General features: G+C 67.0%; 15 protein-coding genes. 7 read left to right on the forward strand and 8 right to left on the reverse strand.

The window, feature by feature from the left end:
* Positions 1–6: 6 nt before the first annotated feature.
* Positions 7–1881, reverse strand: coding sequence for a ferrous iron transporter B (locus tag BRSPCE3_RS24135; protein ID WP_244068781.1), 1875 nt, complete (start codon positions 1879–1881; stop codon positions 7–9).
* Positions 1878–2183 (reverse strand): FeoA family protein, encoded by a 306-nt coding sequence (locus tag BRSPCE3_RS24140; protein WP_244068782.1) that lies wholly within the window; start codon positions 2181–2183, stop codon positions 1878–1880. Before BRSPCE3_RS24140 ends, BRSPCE3_RS24135 begins: the two co-directional genes overlap by 4 nt.
* 378 nt (positions 2184–2561) lie before the next feature.
* On the opposite strand from BRSPCE3_RS24140, the gene BRSPCE3_RS24145 reads away from it, so the two are divergent.
* From BRSPCE3_RS24145 to BRSPCE3_RS24170, 6 genes are all read left to right on the forward strand, one after another.
* Positions 2562–4664, forward strand: a complete 2103-nt coding sequence (locus BRSPCE3_RS24145) for an ATP-binding protein (protein ID WP_375709960.1) — start codon at positions 2562–2564, stop codon at positions 4662–4664.
* A 261-nt stretch (positions 4665–4925) separates the two neighbouring features.
* Positions 4926–6968 carry an ABC transporter ATP-binding protein/permease gene (locus tag BRSPCE3_RS24150; RefSeq protein WP_244068784.1) on the forward strand — a complete coding sequence of 681 codons (2043 nt, stop codon included), beginning with the start codon at positions 4926–4928 and terminating at the stop codon, positions 6966–6968.
* A 59-nt stretch (positions 6969–7027) separates the two neighbouring features.
* Positions 7028–7855 (forward strand): FkbM family methyltransferase, encoded by an 828-nt coding sequence (locus BRSPCE3_RS24155; protein WP_244068785.1) that lies wholly within the window; start codon positions 7028–7030, stop codon positions 7853–7855.
* 169 nt (positions 7856–8024) lie between these two features.
* Positions 8025–8411, forward strand: coding sequence for a VOC family protein (locus BRSPCE3_RS24160; protein WP_244068786.1), 387 nt, complete (start codon positions 8025–8027; stop codon positions 8409–8411).
* 113 nt (positions 8412–8524) lie between these two features.
* Positions 8525–8758 carry a hypothetical protein gene (locus BRSPCE3_RS24165; RefSeq protein WP_244068787.1) on the forward strand — a complete coding sequence of 78 codons (234 nt, stop codon included), beginning with the start codon at positions 8525–8527 and terminating at the stop codon, positions 8756–8758.
* Between the two features lie 230 nt (positions 8759–8988).
* The gene (locus tag BRSPCE3_RS24170; protein ID WP_244068788.1) at positions 8989–11262 is read left to right on the forward strand and encodes an OmpA family protein; all 2274 of its coding nucleotides are present in this window, start codon (positions 8989–8991) and stop codon (positions 11260–11262) included.
* Between the two features lie 63 nt (positions 11263–11325).
* Here BRSPCE3_RS24170 and BRSPCE3_RS24175 read toward each other — a convergent pair whose 3' ends face one another.
* Positions 11326–13083, reverse strand: a complete 1758-nt coding sequence (locus BRSPCE3_RS24175; RefSeq protein ID WP_244068789.1) for an alkaline phosphatase — start codon at positions 13081–13083, stop codon at positions 11326–11328.
* A gap of 107 nt (positions 13084–13190) precedes the next feature.
* On the reverse strand, positions 13191–13556 hold the full coding sequence (locus tag BRSPCE3_RS24180) for a nuclear transport factor 2 family protein (RefSeq protein WP_244068790.1): 366 nt from the start codon (positions 13554–13556) through the stop codon (positions 13191–13193).
* Between the two features lie 96 nt (positions 13557–13652).
* Between BRSPCE3_RS24180 and BRSPCE3_RS24185 the strand changes: the two genes are divergently transcribed.
* The gene (locus tag BRSPCE3_RS24185) at positions 13653–14240 is read left to right on the forward strand and encodes a TetR/AcrR family transcriptional regulator (RefSeq protein ID WP_244068791.1); all 588 of its coding nucleotides are present in this window, start codon (positions 13653–13655) and stop codon (positions 14238–14240) included.
* Between the two features lie 162 nt (positions 14241–14402).
* Here the strand turns inward: BRSPCE3_RS24185 and argG are convergent, their stop codons facing one another.
* From argG to rlmN, 4 genes are all read right to left on the reverse strand, one after another.
* Entirely contained in the window at positions 14403–15740 is a 1338-nt protein-coding gene (argG, locus tag BRSPCE3_RS24190; protein ID WP_244068792.1) for an argininosuccinate synthase, read from the reverse strand.
* A 79-nt stretch (positions 15741–15819) separates the two neighbouring features.
* Entirely contained in the window at positions 15820–16602 is a 783-nt protein-coding gene (locus BRSPCE3_RS24195) for a phosphatase PAP2 family protein (RefSeq protein WP_244068793.1), read from the reverse strand.
* Between the two features lie 232 nt (positions 16603–16834).
* Positions 16835–17320 carry a hypothetical protein gene (locus tag BRSPCE3_RS24200; RefSeq protein ID WP_244068794.1) on the reverse strand — a complete coding sequence of 162 codons (486 nt, stop codon included), beginning with the start codon at positions 17318–17320 and terminating at the stop codon, positions 16835–16837.
* 4 nt (positions 17321–17324) lie between these two features.
* Positions 17325–18539, reverse strand: a complete 1215-nt coding sequence (gene rlmN / locus BRSPCE3_RS24205; protein WP_244068795.1) for a 23S rRNA (adenine(2503)-C(2))-methyltransferase RlmN — start codon at positions 18537–18539, stop codon at positions 17325–17327.
* Positions 18540–18610: the final 71 nt, after the last annotated feature.

An 18610-nucleotide genomic window follows, 5' to 3' on the forward strand; every position in this document is an offset into this window, starting at 1 on the left:
GTCCAATCAATGCAGACCTAACGCCTGCGCCAGATTGAAGGTCAGGAAGCTCGCAGCATAGGCCAGCACGAGCATGTAGATGAACGTCACCACCATCCACTTCGCGCCGCCGGTCTCGCGGCGGATCACCGCGAGCGTCGAGGCACATTGCGGAGCGAAGATGTACCAGACCAGAAGTGACAGTGCGGTCGCCAGCGTCCATTTCTGCGCCAGCACCTGGCCGATCTGGTCCGCCGCCTCCTTGCCGCCCTCGATCGAATAGACGGTGCCGAGTGCCGCGACCGCGACCTCGCGCGCCGCCATGCCCGGGATCAGCGCCACCGCGATCTGCCAGTTGAAGCCGATCGGCCGCAGCAGCGGCTCCAGCGCATGGCCGATCATCGCCGCGAAGCTGTAATTGATCGCCGGCCCCTCGGCGCCGGCCGGCGCCTGCGGGAACGAGGCCAGGAACCAGATCAGCACCATCATCGAGAGGATCGTGGTGCCGGCGCGATACAGGAACATCTTGGCGCGGGTGAACACGCCGATCGCGATGCTGTTCAGCCGCGGGATCTTGTAGTCGGGCAATTCCAGCATGAACGGCGCCGGCGCATGATCGCGCCACAGGAAGAATTTGGCGATTGCCGAGACCGTCAGCGCGCTGGTGATTCCCGCCGCATACAGGCCGAACATCACGAGCCCCTGCAGATTGACGAAGCCCCACACCGTCGTCGCCGGAACGAACGCCGAGATGATCAGCGTGTAGACCGGAATCCGCGCCGAGCAGGTCATCAGCGGCGCGATCAGGATCGTGGTCAGGCGGTCACGCTTGTTGTCGATCACCCGCGTCGCCATGATGCCGGGAATCGCGCAGGCGAAGCTCGACAGCAGCGGAATGAAGGCACGGCCATGCAGCCCGGCGCCGCCCATGATGCGGTCCATCAGGAAAGCGGCGCGCGCCATGTAGCCGAAATCTTCTAGGAGCAGGATGAACAGGAAGATGATGATGATCTGCGGCAGGAACACGATGACGCTGCCGACGCCGGAGATCAGGCCGTTCTGCAGGAAGCTCTGCACCAGGCTCCAGCTTTCCGGCAGAATATCGTGAATCAGTTGCCCGAGCGCGGAGAAGCCGTCCGACAGCAATTCCATTGCCGGCTGCGCCCAGGTGAACACCGCCTGGAACATCACGAACAGGATCACGGCCAGGATCACGAGACCCCAGACCGGATGCAGCACGACCGAATCGATCCGGGTGGTCAGCGTGTCGGGCTTGGTCGGCAGCGTCACCGCCGTGGCGATGATGCGGTCGGCCTCGCGCTGCGCCGCCTTGAGATCGGCGATCGTCGGCGTGGTCCACTCGCTGGCTGAAGCCTCGTGCGACCTCGCCAGGAATTCGTCGGTCCGCTTCAGGAGCTCGTCGACGCCGCCCTTGCGGACCGCGACCGAGGTCACGATCGGCAGCCCCAGTTCCTGCGACATGCGCTCGAGATCGATCGTGACGCCGCGGCGCCGCGCGATGTCGATCATGTTGAGCACCAGCATCATCGGCCGGCCGACCCGCTTCAGCTCGAGCACCAGCCGCAAGGTCAGCCGCAGATTGGTGGCGTCGGCGACGCAGAGCACGAGATCAGGCACCGCTTCGCCGTCGAAGCGGCCGAGCACGATGTCGCGGGTGATCTCCTCGTCCGGGCTGCGGCCGCGCAGCGAATAGGTGCCCGGCAGGTCGAGCACGGTCACGCTACGGCCCTCCGGCGTGACGAAGCCGCCGGATTTGCGCTCGACGGTGACGCCCGGATAATTGGCGACCTTCTGGCGGCTGCCGGTCAGGCTGTTGAACAGCGACGTCTTGCCGGTGTTCGGGGCACCGACCAGCGCCAGGCGCAGAGATGCAGCGGTCATTCGACGATCACAGCCATTTCTACGATTACAGCCATGGCTTCGCTCCGGCGCAGCGCGATCGTGATGTTGTCGACGCGCACCGCGATCGGGTCCCGCCGGATCGTGCCTTCATGCAGGATTTCCACGCGCGCGCCTTCCACAAATCCCATCTCGACCAGGCGCTGCTCCAGCTCCTGCGGAGACAGCGATGAGCCCGTCACAAGCGCATCGAGCCTGATGATCTTGCCGACAAAACCGCGATCCGCATGCCCGAGCCGGATATCCCTTGGATTGTCCTGAATGGGGTTTGGATCGCCTGTCATGCGGCCTGTCTTTCAGCAGCTAGTCACAGGGTCAAGCATTTGCCCGTGAGAGGTTTTAGAACTCCTAAAAACAGCGTCCGGGTGCGTCATCCGGGCCGATTTTCCGCTTGACTGCCGGCGAGGTGCTAACGGGGTCGTGATGATGCCGGGCAGCATCCGCCCCGCGCGGCTCCGGACCAGCGCCGGCTCCCAATTGATCGATCCGGGTCGGCCTTCGGTAACCTTGACCGGCCGCGGAAGATCGAAGCAGCGGCTGTGCCGCACGCCAAAGCTGGGTTTCGCTTCCTCCGGCCGAGCGGTTTGCGTTAAGGTCGCGACGGAGCCGGAGCGCCCGTGCAGACCGCCGCACACCGCAATTCGCTGAGACTGCTGCAATGGATGATGGCCGCCTCGCTGGCCCTTCCGCTGGCGCTGTTCGCGTTCGCCTCCGCAATGTCCTGGATCTCGACCAGCGACGCCGCCGACCAGGAGATCCAGCGCACGCTCGACGTCGCCCATGAGCACGCGCTCAAGGTGTTCGAGACCATCGACCGCAGCCTCGCCGAGGTCACCGAGGTGGTCCGCGGCATGAGCGACGCCGAGATCGTCGCGCGCGAAACGGACCTGCACCAGCGGCTGCGCCAGGTCGCGGTGGCGCTGCCGCAGGTGAAATCGGTCTGGGTGTTCGATGCCAGCGGCCGCGCCCTGGTCAACAGCCTGGTGGAGCCGGCCCCCGACGTCGATTTCTCGGATCGGGAATACTTCCGCATCCACGCCGAGGGCGACATCGGCACCTATATCGGCGAGGTGCTGACGCCGCGGCGGCCTTATCTGGGCGCACGGTTCTTCAGCGTCGGCCGGCGCCGCAACAAGGAGGACGGCGGCTTTGCCGGCGTGATCCAGACCTCCGTGCTTCCGGAATATTTCGAGAATTTCTACGGCAAGATCGGCCGCGAGCCCGGCAGCTTCCTGGCACTGATCCGGGCCGATGGCGCGGTGCTGGCGCACTTCCCCGTCATCGACCACGAGGCCAGGTTCGAGCCGAGCGGGCCGCTCGGGCGCCAGATCGTCGCCAATCCGCTTAGCGGCGCCATGACGATCCAGTCCCCCGCCGACGGCATCGAACGGCGGATGCGCTATCAGCGGCTGGCCGAATACCCGATCTATGTCAGCGCCGGCCTCGAAACCTCGGCGATCCGCTCGCGCTGGATCTCGACCATGGCCCAGCACCTGATCTTCGGCGTACCGGCCACCGCACTGCTGTTCGGCCTGCTCGCGCTCGCCTTCCGGCGCACCCAGCGCCTGCAGGAGGAGGCCAACAGGCGCATCGAAGCCGAGGACGCGCTGCGGCACGGCCAGCGGCTGGAGGCGCTCGGGCAGCTTACCGGCGGCGTCGCGCACGACTTCAACAATCTGCTCACCGTGATCCGCGCCTCGGTCGACATGCTGCGGCGGACGGACCTGCCGGAGCCGCGGCGGCAGCGCTACATCGATGCGATCTCCAATACCGTGAACCGGGCCGCCAAGCTGACCAACCAGCTGCTCGCGTTCGCACGCCGGCAAACCCTCAAGCCCGAAGTGTTCGACGCCTGCCAGAACGTCCGCACCCTGAGCGAGATGATCACGACCCTGATCGGCTCACGGGTCGAGATCACCGCGCAGGTGCCGGACCAGACCTGTCTCGTCAACGCCGATGCCGGCCAGTTCGAAACCGCCATCATCAACATGGCGGTGAATGCGCGCGACGCCATGGACGGCGTCGGGCGGCTCACGATCGCGGTCCGCACCGTGGACAAGCTGCCGTCCACGACCGGCGCGCCGCCGAGCCCGCACGGCCATGTCGCCGTGTCGGTGACCGACACCGGCGTCGGCATCCCGCCGGAGCTGTTCGGCCGCATCTTCGAGCCGTTCTACACCACCAAGGAGGTCGGCCACGGCACCGGCCTCGGCCTGTCGCAGGTGTTCGGCTTCGCCAAGCAGTCCGGCGGCGAGGTCACCGTCACCAGTGAGGTCGGCCAGGGTGCGACCTTCACGCTGTATCTGCCGCGCGTCGTCGGTGGACACAACGCGCAATCGCGGCTCATCGAGGATGCGCCTCCGGCCGATCGGACCAGCGCGTCGGTGCTGATCGTCGAGGACAATGCCGAGGTCGGGAAGTTCGCCGCCGACACGCTGACCCAGCTCGGCTGCACCTGCGTGCTGGCCGAGAACGCCACCCATGCGCTGGAGGAGCTGGCCATCACCCCCGACAGGTTCGACCTGGTGTTCACCGATGTGGTGATGCCCGGCATGAGCGGCATCGAGCTGGCGGAGGAGATTCGGCGCCAGGGCCTCGATCTGCCGATCGTGCTCGCCTCCGGCTACAGCCAGGTGCTGTCGCAGCAGGGCAGCGGCGGCTTCGAGCTGCTGCAGAAGCCCTACTCGGCCGAGCAGCTCGCGCGCGTGCTGCACAAGGCGGTGCGCTCGCGCCGGCTGAAGCGGGATCAGGCGCCGGCGTCGTGAGGTGATGGCGCGGGCGTGCCTCATGCACACCGACAAGGTTTCGCGCGACACCCTCTCCGCGTCGTCCTGGCGAAAGCCAGGACGACGATGGGGGTGCCTCTCGATTCAAATTGCCACACCACGCGGAGGCGGCGAGCGGGGGCGCCGACGGTTGTCGTGAGGATGCCGCTTGATCGGCTCCGCCCTGAAATTGGCAATGGGCCTGGGACGAGTTGCTGGAACCGTTGTGGAACCGCCTGATTTGCCTGGCGTTGTCGTGACATGGGTAAAGCGGCGTCAAAATCAAGTCCTGCACGCAGGCAATCTTCGGCCAAGGCCGCGTCAGCTCGGCAAGCGAGCACGAAACGCGCCGGCGGCGACACCGCACCGGACGAAGCCGACGACAGAGCGGAATTCGTCGAGGTCGTCGCCGAGAGCGGCGACCATGTCGAACCGCCGCCGCCGGAAATTCTCGAGCCCGATCCCGAACTATCGCCCGAAGAAGCCGAGCAGGCGCGCAAGGACTATCTGCTGACGCGCTTCTGGATCACAGCGCGCGGCTACTGGGGCCAGAGCGGCGACCGGCTGGCGTGGGCGTTCACGATCGGGCTGCTGCTGCTGATCGTCGCCAACGTCGCCGTGCAGTACGGCATCAATGTCTGGAACCGCGCGATCTTCGATGCGATCGAAAAGCGCGACTCGGCCACTGTCTTTCACCTCACCGCCATCTTCTTCCCGCTCGCGATCGGCAGCGTGCTGCTGGGCGTCGCCCAGGTGTTCGGCCGCATGAGTATTCAGCGGCGCTGGCGCGCCTGGCTGACCAACGCCGTCGTGTCGCGCTGGCTGACCAATGGGCGCTACTACCAGCTCAACCTCGTCGAGGGCGACCACAAGAATCCGGAATACCGCATCGCGGAGGATCTGCGGATCGCAACCGACTCCCCGGTCGACTTCATCGCCGGCGTGACGTCGGCTCTGCTGTCCGCCGTCACCTTCATCGTCGTGCTCTGGACCATCGGCGGCGCACTGACGGTGACGCTGGGCGGCTCGTCCATCACCATACCGGGCTTCCTCGTGATTGCCGCCATCGGCTATGCCGCGATCGCGTCCGGCTCGATCATGGCGATCGGCCGCAGCTTCGTGCAGATCTCCGAGGACAAGAACCAGGCGGAAGCCGAATTTCGCTACACGCTGACGCGCGTGCGCGAAAACGGCGAAAGCATCGCGCTGCTCGGCGGCGAGGCCGAAGAGCGCGACGGCATCGACAGGACGTTCTCGAACGTGCTGCGGCAATGGGCGCGGCTCGCCGGACAGCACATGCGGACGACGCTGGTGTCGCAGGGATCGAATCTCATTGCGCCCGTGGTGCCCTTGCTGCTGTGCGCGCCAAAATTCCTCGACGGCAGCATGACGCTCGGCCAGGTGATGCAGGCAGCCTCCGCCTTCACCATCGTGCAGGCCGCGTTCGGCTGGCTGGTCGACAATTATCCGCGGCTCGCCGACTGGAACGCATGCGCACGCCGCATCGCATCGCTGATGATGTCGCTCGACGGGCTCGAACGCGCCGAGACCGGCGACGGCTTCGGCCGCATCAAGCGCGGCGAGACCACGGGCGAGGCCATGCTGAGCCTCAACGACCTCTCCGTCACGCTCGACGACGGCACCGCCGTGGTCGGCGAGACCGAGGTCGACATCGAGCCGGGCGAACGCCTGTTGGTCGCCGGCGAATCCGGCACCGGCAAGAGCACGCTGGTCCGCGCCATTGCCGGGCTGTGGCCGTGGGGCGGCGGCAGCATCGGCCTGCACGCCGACCGCCGCCTGTTCATGCTGCCGCAAAAGCCCTACGTGCCCACGGGCACGCTGCGGCGTGCGGTGGCCTACCCCGCTGCGGCGGAGGACTGGAGTGTCGAAGAGATCGGCGAGGCCCTGCACAAGGTCGGGCTCGACCATCTCAAGGACAAGATCGAGGAGGAGGCGCCGTGGGACCAGACGCTGTCCGGCGGCGAGAAGCAGCGGCTGGCCTTTGCGCGCCTGCTGCTGCACAACCCTGATATCGTCGTGCTCGACGAGGCGACCTCCGCGCTCGACGAGAAGAGCCAGGACAAGATGATGGAGACGATGACGACGGAATTGCCAAAAGCGACCATCGTCAGTGTCGCCCATCGCGTCGAGCTCGAGGCATTCCATAGCCGCAAGATCGTGCTGGAGCGCCGCAAGGGCGGCGCCAGGCTGGTCAGCGATGTCGACCTGATTCCGCGCAAGGGCAAGCGACGGCTGCTCGGCCGCTTCCTGCGGCAGCGGCGAGCGTCGGACAAGGCGGCATAACGGGCGTTGGCGCTTCCGGCAAAACCGGCTATGCATGCCGCGCTTTTGATGAGGCCAGTGTGATCCCAAGCAACGACATTTCGCCGGCGCCGTTCGGCGCCTTCGCGCCCAATGCGGCGCAGGCCGCCATCATCCGGCTCGCGCATGGCACAGGATTGAAGCGCGGCGCGTTCCGGCCCTGGCTGTCGCGGCTGGTCAATCTGTTCGGCTCGGGACCGCTTGATGTGACCTATCAGGGCGCCTCGTTCCGCTTCTATCACCAGGCGAGCGCGACCGAGCGCGGCGCGCTGTTCAATCCCGATTACAATCTCGAAGAGCTCGCCTTCCTGCGGGCGCATGTCGGCGCAGGCGGCACTTTCGTCGATCTCGGCGCCAATGTCGGCACCTATGCGCTGGCGCTGGCGCGCGATGTCGGACCTGATGGCAAGGTGATCGCGATCGAACCGCATCCGGTGACGCATGCGCGGCTCAAGTTCAACACGCAGGCCTCGGGCTATCCGCAGGTGCGCCTGGTCGCGGCTGCCGCTGGCCCCACCGATGGCGAGCTGATGATCGAGACCGACGGCGACAATCTCGGCGCCAGCCACATCGTCACCGGCACACCCACCGGCAAGGCCTACAAGGTGCCGTCGCTGCGGCTGCAACGCATTCTCGAGGAGGCCGGCGCAGCCAAGGTCGATGCGCTGAAGATCGACGTCGAGGGATTCGAGGACCGCGTGCTCACCGGCTTCTTCCGCGACGCGCCAGAACGCTTGTGGCCCGGCGCAGTCGTGATCGAGCACCTGTCGAAGGACGAATGGACCGACGACTGCATTGCGGACATGCACACGCGCGGTTACGCCGATCGGGGCCGGACCCGAAGCAACACGCTGCTGGTGCGGGAGTGACAAGCCGTAGCCCGGATGAAGCGCAGCGAAATCCGGGACCAAATCATCCGCGGCCAGCACTGCCCCGGATTGCGCTTCGCTTCATCCGGGCTACGTTTTACCTTCCTCTTTACAGCGGGCGGTGAAGCGAAACGCGAATACAGATGCATCACACCAAGGGAGGCGCGCGATGATCGACCATATCGGCTTTTCGGTCTCTGACTACGAACGCGCGAAGGCGTTCTACCAGACCGCGCTGGCGCCGCTCGGCTACGGCCTGATCATGGAGGTGCCTGCCGAAGTTACCGGGCACGCGCCGGCGGCGGGCTTCGGCGTCAACGGCAAGCCGGATTTCTGGATCGGCGGCGAGGGCGCGATGAACAAGCCGGTGCATATCGCAGTCACCGCCAAGGACCGCGCCACCGTCGACGCCTTCTACAAGGCCGCGATGGCAGCCGGCGGCCGCGACAACGGTGCGCCCGGCATTCGCGCGCATTATCACCCGAACTACTACGGCGCGTTCGTGCTCGATCCCGACGGCCACAATATCGAGGCGGTCTGCCATACGCCGGACTGAAACGCTGCAAGGAACGACGCCGCGCGCGATCCGTTATCGCAGCGAACTGCGATGGAGCGGTCTATGCGCGCGACGCGACCTGAGATCGGCATCGACCGCAAGGTCTCGATGTAATGCCGATCGAGCCCCCCGAGATTCCGCCAGCGACGCCGGGCAGTCCGAGCGAACCGCCGCCGGGAATTCCACCCGGCAATCCGGAGCCGGAGGTTCCGGCGCCGGTGCGCGAACCCGGCGAACCGCCGCGACCGGACGAGCTGCCGGGCAAGACACCCGACGAATCACCGGTGCGCGGGCCACCCGGACCATCCGGCCCGCCACCTGCGACAGATCGACCTGCGGGCGATTGAGGCATCATCGCGACGGGTTCCGCGACCGATTGCAATATGTCTGAGCGTTTCTTCTGAATGCGTCGTGAACAAACGCGCACGCAACCCGTTATGATGTCGAAATAAACTTCGACGATGATTCGTCACTCGCCACAATCCGGCCTAACGGCTGGCCGTTCATCGTCCTGCCGAATTGTTCGGTTCTCTCACGTTTCCTTCCTGCCCAGACTTTCCGCCGGGGACTTCAAGACATGACAAAGCTTCGTCTCGTGCTGCTTGCCACGACTGCGCTGACGGTGATGCAGTTCGCCACCTCAGCGTCGCACGCCCAAACTTCGCCGCTGGTCGTCGCACAGGCGCAGCAGAAGGAAGAAACCGGACCGGATGGAAAGCCGAAGCCGCGGCCCGCGCCAGGCGCTCCCGCGCATCCGGCTCCGCCCGCCGCCGCACCGCATCCGCAAGCACCGCCGCCGGCAGCCGCTCCGCATCCGGCACCGCCGCCAGCCGCGGCACCCGCGAAGCCGACTCCGCCTCCGGCTCCCGCGCGGCCCGAACCGCCGGCAGCCGCACCCGCAAAACCGACGCCGCCACCGGCCGCCGCGCCGCATCCGGCGCCGCCCGCGGCTCCCGCACGGCCTGAACCGCCGGCCGCGCGCCCGGCCACCCCGCCGCCTGCACCTGCACGGCCCGAGCCGCCGGCCGCGAAGCCGGCACCTGCACAGCCGCCCGCTGCCGCACCCGCCAAGCCTGCGACGCCACCGCCGCCGGCGGCTGCGCCCGCACATCCGACGCCGACCCCACCGCCTCCCGCGGCAGCACCGCAACGTCCGGCCACGCCGCCGCCCGGCGCAGGCCCCGCGCACACGCCGCCGACGCCCGCGCCGGGTGCCGCCGCTCCGGCCGCACGCCCCGGCACACCGCCCGCAGCAGCAACGCCAACACCCGCCGCACCTGCAGCGCCGGGAGCTGCAACGCCAACTCCGGGAGCTCCGACAACGGCACCGGCCGAACGCCGGCCCGGCGACCGTCCGGGCGGCGAACGCGGCGAACGTCCTGGCGGCGCCAAGCAGCCGCCGGGCACCCCGCCCGCCGCGACAACGCCGACGACGCCCGCGCCGGGCGCCGCAGCCCCGACCGCACCGGGTGCCGCCCCGGCACGCCCTGGCACGCCGCCGGCGGCCGCGACGCCAACGCCGGCCGCACCGGCAACGCCGGGAGCCGCAACCCCGACACCGGGTCAGCAGGGCCGTCCAGCCACCACGCCCGGAGCGGCCCCGACCCCGGGCGCGGCAATGGGCGCCCCCGGCGCGGCACCGGCTCCGGGTCAACCGGCACGCCCCGGCGTTGCGCCCGGCGTTTCGCCGGCACAGGGCGCCGCGATGGGCGCACCAGCGACACGTCCGGCCGGTCCCTCGGCGCCGGGTGTCGTCCCGGGCTCGGCGGCCGCAACGCCCCCGCCCGGCAAGGCGCAATACGCTCCACCGACGGTTTCGTCCGCGTTCCGGGCCGCGCCGACGGTCACGGCGCCGCTGCCGCCGCCTCCGCGCCATGACAACATCACGCCGCTCGCCATCGGCGCTGCGGTCGGTGCGGGCGTGGTGGCCGGCGCCATCATCGGCGGGACCATCGCCGACCTGCACGGCCAGCGGCAGGAGGTCGTCGAAGGCGGCCGCACCATCTACACCGAGCCGGACCGCGTCATCATCCGCGACCCGGGCGGGCAGGCCTATGTCCGTGGCGACGACGTCTATCGCTTCCGCTATGGCGCGCGTGACATCCGCACCGAAACGATCGGCGGCGAGACCCGCACCGTCGTGGTTCGTCCCGACGGCAGCGAGATCATCACCGTGGTCGGTCCCGACGGGCAGATGCTGCGCCGGATCCGCAGGGATCAGGGCGGCCGCGAGCTCGTCATCATCGACAACAGCTATCGTGATCCGGCCGCGGTCGGCGGTTTCTATGTCGACCTGCCGCCGCCGGTGGTCCGCATCCCCTATGATCGCTACATCGTCGAATCCGACAGTGCAGAGCCAGACGTGATCTACCAGACCATGGAGGCACCGCCGGTGGACCGGATCGCGCGGCGCTATTCGCTCGACGAAATCCGCTACAGTCCGAACGTGCGCATGTTGATGCCGTCGATCGACGTCAACAGCATCAACTTCGACTCCGGCTCATGGCAGATTCCGCCCGACCAGGCGGCGAAGCTGCAGGCGATCGCCGACGGCCTCAACCGGGCCATCCAGCGCAACCCGCGCGAGGTGTTCCTGATCGAAGGCCACACCGATGCGACCGGCAATGACACCGACAATCTGTCGCTGTCGGACCGCCGTGCGCAATCCGCCGCCGAGTTGCTGACCCAGCAGTTCGGCGTGCCGGCGGAAAACCTGACCTCGCAGGGCTACGGTTCGCAGTATCTGAAGGAGCAGACCGACGGACCGAGCCGCATCAACCGGCGCGTCACCGTCCGCCGCATCACCCCGCTGCTCAATGGCGGCACCGCCTCCGCCGCGCCGCCGCGCTGAGCCGGCACGACATCGCGATACGAAATGGCCGGGAGCGATCCCGGCCATTTTTGTTTTGGTGCGTTACTTGCCCGCACCCAGCCCCAGCGCGTCGACCATCACGCGAAACACCTCGGTGTTGTCCATCGATCCGTGGACGCGCTCGCTGCCCGGCCCGGTTGCGGTGAGGATGACATCCTCGCCGGAATGCACGCTGGCGCCGATCATCGCCGGCAGATTGCCAAAGCGCAGCACGACGCCGGGAACATCCTTGTATTTGTCGTTGGCCTTGAAGGTGTCGCCCTGGTCGCCCTTCACGGTCGGCTCGTTCGGATCGTCGAGCTTCGGGCGGAACGTCTCGTAATGGTCGGGCAGGCTGGCCGAGAAGATCGCAAGCCGCCTGGAGACATCGACGCGCGACGGATAGCCTTCGGCATCGGGCGCCGGGTAATTCGGAAAGCCGGCCTTCTCATAGACGCCGACCCGCTCGCGCAGCGGCAGGCTGGGCACGGCAGTCATGTCGTCATTGATGGTGCCGACCAGGCTGTTCGGATGATTGTGGTCGGCCACGACCAGGATCAGCGTGTCGTCACCACGCGCCTTCGCCCAGTCCTTCGTCAGCCGCACCGCATTGTCGAGCATGATGGTGTCGTAGACCGCGCGCTCCATGTCGAGGAGATGGGCGTATTTGTCGATCAGGCCGGACTCGACCATCAGGAAGAAGCCGGCCTCGTGCCTCGACAGCACGGTGAGCGCGGCCTGGACCTGCTCGGTCAGATCGGGCTGCTCGGGGAATTTCTTGACGCCGCCGCCCTTGAGGAATTTGCGGTCGAGCGCGCCGTCCATGTTGCCGTTGGCGAACAGACCGAGCAATTGCCGCGTTTCCGGCTTCGCGGCCAGCGCGTTCAACTCGGCCGCTGTGGTCGCGACCGGATAGCCGGCATCGCGGAAGCGCGCGAGATAATCGACATCGTCCTTGCGTTTCGAGCCCGCGGCCGACTGCGGCAGGAAGTTCGCGGCGCCGCCGCCCAGCAGCACGTCGGGCCTGGCGTCGAAATATTGCGCGACGATCGCATCATAGGCAGCACGGCGGCGGGTATGCGCAACCATCGCCGCGGGTGTCGCGTCCTCGACCTCGGTGTTGGTGACGATGCCGACGGCAAGGCCGGCGCGGCGCTTGGCGAGGCTCGCGATGGTCTCGACCCTGGGATCGTCGAGCGGATCGGGCGTGCGATCGGCGTAGACGCCGAGCGCATTGACCGCGGCCTTGTGGCCGGTGGCGTAGGCGCTCGCGGCATTCGCCGAGTCGGTGATGATCGAATCCGAGCCCGCGGTCGCGACCAGCGCCATCTGCGGCATGTCGTCGATGGCGAGCTTGCCGCGGCTCTTGCCTTCCGCGATCCCCTTGGACAGCAGGCGCGCGGCGACGCGGTGCGCCGGCGACATGCCGTCGCCGATGAACAGGATCACGTTCTTCGCCTTGCGCGGCCCGGTGTCGTAGACGCTCCAGGTCACCGTGCGGCTTTGCGTGCCGTCGCTGACTTCGACGATGACTGCGCCTGGCTTTGCAAAGGAGACGTCGCACAGCAACAAAGACGATTGGTCCCGACCGGCCTCGCGTTCGGTGAAGGCGCCGGATTGGCCGAACACCGCGGCATAATCGGCGCCGTTCAGCGTTACCTTCAGCCTGGCCTGATCGACCACGCCTGAAAGCTCGACCTTGAAGTCGAATTTGGCGCCGACGAGGATATCGGCGCGATCGATCGGATAGATGGTCTGGGCGCATGCCGGCGCTGCCCACAACAGCAGCGCGACGGCGACGCCGGCAACTCGCTTGATCATGATCGATGCTCCGCCCCTTGCGCTTGATGCGCGCGGGGGCGGAGGCTAGCCGTGGCGGATGACGCCGCAATGAGGCGGCGCCGGGACGTATTGCCGCAAGCGCTGTGTCAGCGCGCCATCTGCTGCGGATCGTAGAAGAAGCGTTCCTCGATCAGTTCCTCGCCGCGCCAGGTCTGCCAGGCGACCTCCTCCATGCTGCGGACCTTGCCGTCCTTACCGGTGAATTCGAACCGCCAGCAGATCGCGGAATGATCGCCGTCGAGCAGCAGCGGCCCGAGCCGTGTGGTCTTCACCCCGGAGACCGCGGCCAGCACCGCCGCCTCGCGTGCCGCCAGCGCCTCGCGGCCGACCCGCCATTCGCCGTCGTTCTCCTGGGTGCGGGCATCGGCCGTATAGAAGTTCCTGATGGCGCCGACATGGTCGTTCGATTCGACCGTATCCGCGAAGGCTTGCAGCGTCTTGAGCGAAGGCATGGGCACTCTCCATTTACCGACTGATGGTCGGTATTTATCGACTGATAGTCGGTAAGTCAACTGGCGCCAATCCGGAACCTGGGCTAGAGATGGATGATGGCAACCCAGGCCGAACGGCGCGAGAAGACCAGAGCCGCGATCGTCAAGGCGGCGCGGCGCACCTTTGGCGAGCGCGGCTTTGCGACGGCGACGATGGACGATATCGCGAGCGGCGCGCGGGTCGCCAAGGGCGCGGTCTATCATCACTTCGCGACCAAGGAGGCGGTGTTCGAGGCGGTGTTCGAGCAGGTCTCGATCGACCTCGTCGCCGATCTCGACCGCATCTCGCGCGCCGAGAACGATCCGCTCGCGGCGATGGCGGCGGGCACGCAGGGCTATTTCGCGGCATGCTCGAAGGGCCCGACCGGCCAGATCATTTTGCGCGATGGCCCCGCCGTGCTGGGCTGGGAGCGCTGGCGCGAGATCGACGCCAAGCATTTCGGCGGCAAGTTTCCGCGTGCGCTGGCGGCGGCGATGGATGCCGGCGTGATCGCCAAGCAGCCGATCGAGCCCTTGGCGCGGCTGCTGCTCGGCGCGGTGACGGAAGCCGCGGTCGCGGTCTCGGCCGGGCCCGATATCGGCAAGACGGGCACCGATTACGCGCGCGCGTTCCGCTCGCTGCTCGATGCGCTGAGGGTGAAGTAAGCCAACATCTTTCCCGCCGTCCCGGCGCAGACCGGGACCCATAACCACGACCGTGAATTGCTGCGCAACGCCGGGGCCACAGCTCGCTTCAACAACGCGATCCTGTGGTTATGGGTCCCGGCCTTCGCCGGGACGACACCGAGTTTGTGGTGGCGCCGCAGCTCAGTCCTTGTCGCTCTCGAGCTGGAAGAGCTGCGAGCCCTCGCCGCCCGAGAGCAGGCCGGTCTTGTTGTAGAGGCCGAGCTTGGCGCGGGTGTCCGAGATGTCGAGGTTGCGCATCGTCAGCTGGCCGATGCGGTCGGCCGGCGTGAAGGCGGCGTCCTCGACCTTCTCCATGCTGAGCCGCTCCGGCGCATAGGTCAGGTTCGGGCTCTCGGTGTTTGATATCGAGTAATCGTTGCCGCGGCGCAATTCGAGCGTCACCTCGCCGGTGACGGCGCGCGCCACCCAGCGCTGCGCGGTCTCGCGCAGCATCAAGGCCTGCGAATCGAACCAGCGGCCCTGATACAGCAGCCGGCCGAGCCGCATGCCGCTGATCCGGTACTGCTCGATCGTATCCTCGTTGTGGATGCCGGTGACGAGACGCTCATAGGCGATGTGCAGCAGCGCCATGCCCGGCGCCTCGTAGATGCCGCGGCTCTTGGCCTCGATGATGCGGTTCTCGATCTGGTCGCTCATGCCGAGGCCGTGGCGGCCGCCGATGACGTTGGCCTCGAGGAACAGCGCGACCGGATCGGCAAACGTCTTGCCGTTCAGCGCGACCGGCTGGCCTTCCTCGAAGCGCACCACGACCTTCTCTGGCCTGACGTCGCAATCGGCGCGCCAGAACGGCACGCCCATGATCGGATTGACGATGGTGATGCCGCTCGACAGGCTCTCGAGATCCTTGGCCTCATGGGTGGCGCCGAGCAGATTGCTGTCGGTGGAGTAAGCCTTCTCCGCGCTCATCTTGTAGGCAAAGCCCTGCGCAGTCATGAACGCCGACATCTCGGCGCGGCCGCCGAGCTCGTCGATGAACTGCTGGTCGAGCCAGGGCTTGTAGATCCGCAGGTTCGGATTGGTCAGCAGGCCGTAGCGGTAGAAGCGCTCGATGTCGTTGCCCTTGTAGGTCGAGCCGTCGCCCCAGATGTTGACGCCGTCCTCCTGCATCGCGGCGACCAGCATCGTGCCGGTCACCGCGCGGCCGAGCGGGGTGGTGTTGAAATAGGTGATGCCGCCGGTCGAGATGTGGAACGCGCCGGACTGGATCGCGGCGATCCCCTCATGCACCAGCTGGGTGCGGCAATCGACCAGGCGGGCCTTCTCGGCGCCGAAATCCATCGCCTTGCGCGGGATCGCGTCGTAGTCGGCCTCGTCGGGCTGGCCGAGATTGGCGGTGTAGGCGAAGACCTTGGCGCCCTTCAGCTTCATCCAGAGCAGCGCCGCCGAGGTGTCGAGCCCGCCGGAGAACGCGATGCCGACTTTCTCGCCGGTGGGCAGGCTTTTCAGAATCGTACTCATGGGACGGTCCAATCGGTCGAAATCGAAGAGGTTTCCGGGGTGGCGATATCAAATTTCGGAAGGCGGGGCACGCCTTTAATCAGGCTTCCGTGCCGCCAGGCTCGGCCTTGCCGCCCCGGCGCCAGCGCTGCATCCACCGGTAGCCGGGCATCGCCAGCCGGGTCAGCGCGGCATCGACGGCCTCGTCGGTCAGCCGGGTCGAGGCCCAGCGGTAGATCAGCGCGTAGAACAGCCAGACCGTGAGGAACGAGACGAGACCGGCGATCGCCACGTCGGTGAAGAAATGACCGCCAAAGGCCATCCGCAGCCCGCTGGTGACGATGCCGAACACGGTCGCCCCGGCGAAGGCCAGCGGCCGCCAGGCCGGCGGCGTCAACGCGGCCGGCGCATAGGTCCAGAACGCGGTGGCGCCCTCGCCGGAGAAGAACGAGCAATTGCGCGGGCAGCCGCCGCGCGGGTCCCACCACGGCATGAATTGCAGATCGCCGCCGAACTGCGTCACGAACACCGGCCGCGGCCGGCCCCAATAATTCTTGAAGGTGAAGTTGGTGAGCACGCCGGCCGAGAGCAGCATCGTGGTCAGCAGGAACACCGCGGCACGGCCGGACATCAGCATCGGCCGATCCGGCCGGATGAATTTCCAGACGATGGTCACGATCGCCGGCAGCACCAGCGCCCAGGCGATCCACATCGCCGCATCGCGCGCGAACTGCGCCACGGCGTCGAGCTTCACGGGGAAGGTTTTCTCCGCGACATCGTAGAACAACGCGGCAAGCTTCAGGTCGAGCTCGGGATAGAGCCCGAACAGGATGCCGATGACGAGCGCGAGCGCCAGCGCGATGAAAAGTCCGGTCCGGTTCATGGCGCGCGGTTTAGCCGAGGCGGATGAGCATGGGAAGCATGCGCACTCCCTTACCCTTCCCTGGAGGGGGAGGGTCGGCTCACGTTGAGCGGAGCGAAACGTGAGCCGGGGTGGGGTGAAGGTCTCACAACATCTGCACTGCCCGATTGGAGGGATCACCCCACCTCGGTTCGCATTTCGCTACGCTTCATGCGAACCGATCCTCCCCCTCCAGGGGAGGATGGGAATCGGGTCACGGCTGCCGCGATTGCGACGGCAATGGCGGGGGTGGTGGCATGGGGCGCGGCGGCTCGCGCCAGGCGCCGGCGCTGCGGCCGGCGATCAGCCAGTAGACCAGGCCCGCGACGATGCCGGCGCCGGTCATGATCTCCATGTGCCGGCGCACGATGCCGTGGAATTGCATCATATCGGGATCGAACGGAACCAGCCCGAGATAGCAGGCCGCGCCGACGATCGCGCCGCCGACGGCATAGGCCAGCACGCTCCGGATGAAGAACGCCTCGGTGATCAGCACCACGATCAGCGCGGGCAGCAGCGCAAAGCCCGAGATGAAGATGAAGCCGAAGCCGAGCACGACGTTGATTGCGCTCTGGTCGATCTGCCCGCCGAAATCGCTGATCTCGGGATACAGCACCGCGACGACCACGATGATCCCCGCCACGAAGCAGGCCATCAGGAAGCCGAAGCCGACGACGAACAGGCGGCCGATCAAGGCCATCTAACTAGTCCGTCATCGCCATCGCGCGCAGCGCCTGGCGCTCGCGGGCGGAGAGCTTTTCGGTCTCCGACTTGAGCTGGCCACAGGCGGCGAGGATGTCGCGGCCACGCGGCGTGCGCACCGGCGAGGAATAGCCGGCGTTGAAGATGTATTCGGAGAATTTCTCGATCTGCTCCCAGTCCGAGCATTCGTAGGCGGTGCCCGGCCACGGATTGAACGGGATCAGATTGATCTTGGCCGGAATGCCCTTGAGCAGCTTGACCAGCAGCTTGGCGTCATCGAGCGAATCGTTGACGCCCTTGAGCATCACATATTCGAAGGTGATGCGCCGCGCGTTGGAGGCGCCGGGATAGTCGCGGCAGGCCTGCAGCAATTCCTTGATCGGATATTTGCGGTTCAGCGGCACCAGCTCGTTGCGCAGCTCGTCGCGCACCGCATGCAGCGAGATCGCGAGCATCACGCCGATCTCCTCGCCGGTGCGCTTGATGTTCGGCACCACACCCGAGGTCGACAGCGTGATGCGGCGGCGGGAAATGCCGATGCCTTCATTGTCGCCGACAATCAACAGCGCATCGCGCACCGCGTCGAAATTATACAGCGGCTCGCCCATCCCCATCATCACGATGTTGGTGACGCGGCGCGTGCCGTCCTCGCGGTCGGCCCAATCGTTGAGCCGGTCGCGCGCCACCATCACCTGGCCGACGATCTCGCCGGCGGTGAGGTTGCGCACCAGCCGCTGCGTGCCGGTGTGGCAGAACGAGCAGTTCAGCGTGCAACCGACCTGCGAGGAAACGCACAGCGTGCCGCGATCGGTCTCGGGGATGTAGACGCACTCGACCTCGTGCGGCCGTTCGGCCTTGTCGCCGCTCGGCAGCCGCAGCAGCCATTTGCGGGTGCCGTCATTGGATATCTGCTCGGCGACCACCTCGGGGCGGTCGACGGTAAAATGCTTCTCGAGCTCGGCGCGCATGTCCTTCGAGACGTTGGTCATCTCGCCGAAGTTCTTGGCGCCGCGGAAATACATCCAGCTCCAGAGCTGCTGGGTGCGCATCTTGCGCTGCGCCGGCGCGACCCCGATTTCGCCGAGGCGATCGGCGATCTCGGCGCGCGACAGCCCGATCAGCGACGGCTTGGCCGGCGGCACATAGCTCTCGAGCGGAACCTTCTCGACCAGCGCGCTGGCGCCGGAGACGGCCTTGGTGGTCACGGTGTCGGTCATGAAACCTCAAATAGGCCTTCCAGCCGGTGCTGGAAAGCCTCCAAATACCTCGATTTTAGGGCCTTAGGTCG

The sequence above is a fragment of the Bradyrhizobium sp. Ce-3 genome (genome assembly GCF_022835695.1).
Taxonomy (GTDB): Bacteria; Pseudomonadota; Alphaproteobacteria; order Rhizobiales; family Xanthobacteraceae; genus Bradyrhizobium.

What these genes read in the sequence shown, in the direction of transcription:
- BRSPCE3_RS24150 (WP_244068784.1), top strand. Translation starts at nt 4,926, where the DNA reads ATGGGTAAAGCGGCGTCAAAATCAAGTCCTGCACGCAGGCAATCTTCG.
- BRSPCE3_RS24170 (WP_244068788.1), top strand. Translation starts at nt 8,989, where the DNA reads ATGACAAAGCTTCGTCTCGTGCTGCTTGCCACGACTGCGCTGACGGTG.
- BRSPCE3_RS24165 (WP_244068787.1), top strand. Translation starts at nt 8,525, where the DNA reads ATGCCGATCGAGCCCCCCGAGATTCCGCCAGCGACGCCGGGCAGTCCG.
- BRSPCE3_RS24200 (WP_244068794.1), bottom strand. Translation starts at nt 17,320, where the DNA reads ATGGCCTTGATCGGCCGCCTGTTCGTCGTCGGCTTCGGCTTCCTGATG.
- BRSPCE3_RS24180 (WP_244068790.1), bottom strand. Translation starts at nt 13,556, where the DNA reads ATGCCTTCGCTCAAGACGCTGCAAGCCTTCGCGGATACGGTCGAATCG.
- BRSPCE3_RS24145 (WP_375709960.1), top strand. Translation starts at nt 2,562, where the DNA reads ATGATGGCCGCCTCGCTGGCCCTTCCGCTGGCGCTGTTCGCGTTCGCC.
- rlmN (WP_244068795.1), bottom strand. Translation starts at nt 18,539, where the DNA reads ATGACCGACACCGTGACCACCAAGGCCGTCTCCGGCGCCAGCGCGCTG.
- BRSPCE3_RS24135 (WP_244068781.1), bottom strand. Translation starts at nt 1,881, where the DNA reads ATGACCGCTGCATCTCTGCGCCTGGCGCTGGTCGGTGCCCCGAACACC.
- BRSPCE3_RS24185 (WP_244068791.1), top strand. Translation starts at nt 13,653, where the DNA reads ATGGCAACCCAGGCCGAACGGCGCGAGAAGACCAGAGCCGCGATCGTC.
- BRSPCE3_RS24140 (WP_244068782.1), bottom strand. Translation starts at nt 2,183, where the DNA reads ATGACAGGCGATCCAAACCCCATTCAGGACAATCCAAGGGATATCCGG.
- argG (WP_244068792.1), bottom strand. Translation starts at nt 15,740, where the DNA reads ATGAGTACGATTCTGAAAAGCCTGCCCACCGGCGAGAAAGTCGGCATC.
- BRSPCE3_RS24160 (WP_244068786.1), top strand. Translation starts at nt 8,025, where the DNA reads ATGATCGACCATATCGGCTTTTCGGTCTCTGACTACGAACGCGCGAAG.
- BRSPCE3_RS24175 (WP_244068789.1), bottom strand. Translation starts at nt 13,083, where the DNA reads ATGATCAAGCGAGTTGCCGGCGTCGCCGTCGCGCTGCTGTTGTGGGCA.
- BRSPCE3_RS24195 (WP_244068793.1), bottom strand. Translation starts at nt 16,602, where the DNA reads ATGAACCGGACCGGACTTTTCATCGCGCTGGCGCTCGCGCTCGTCATC.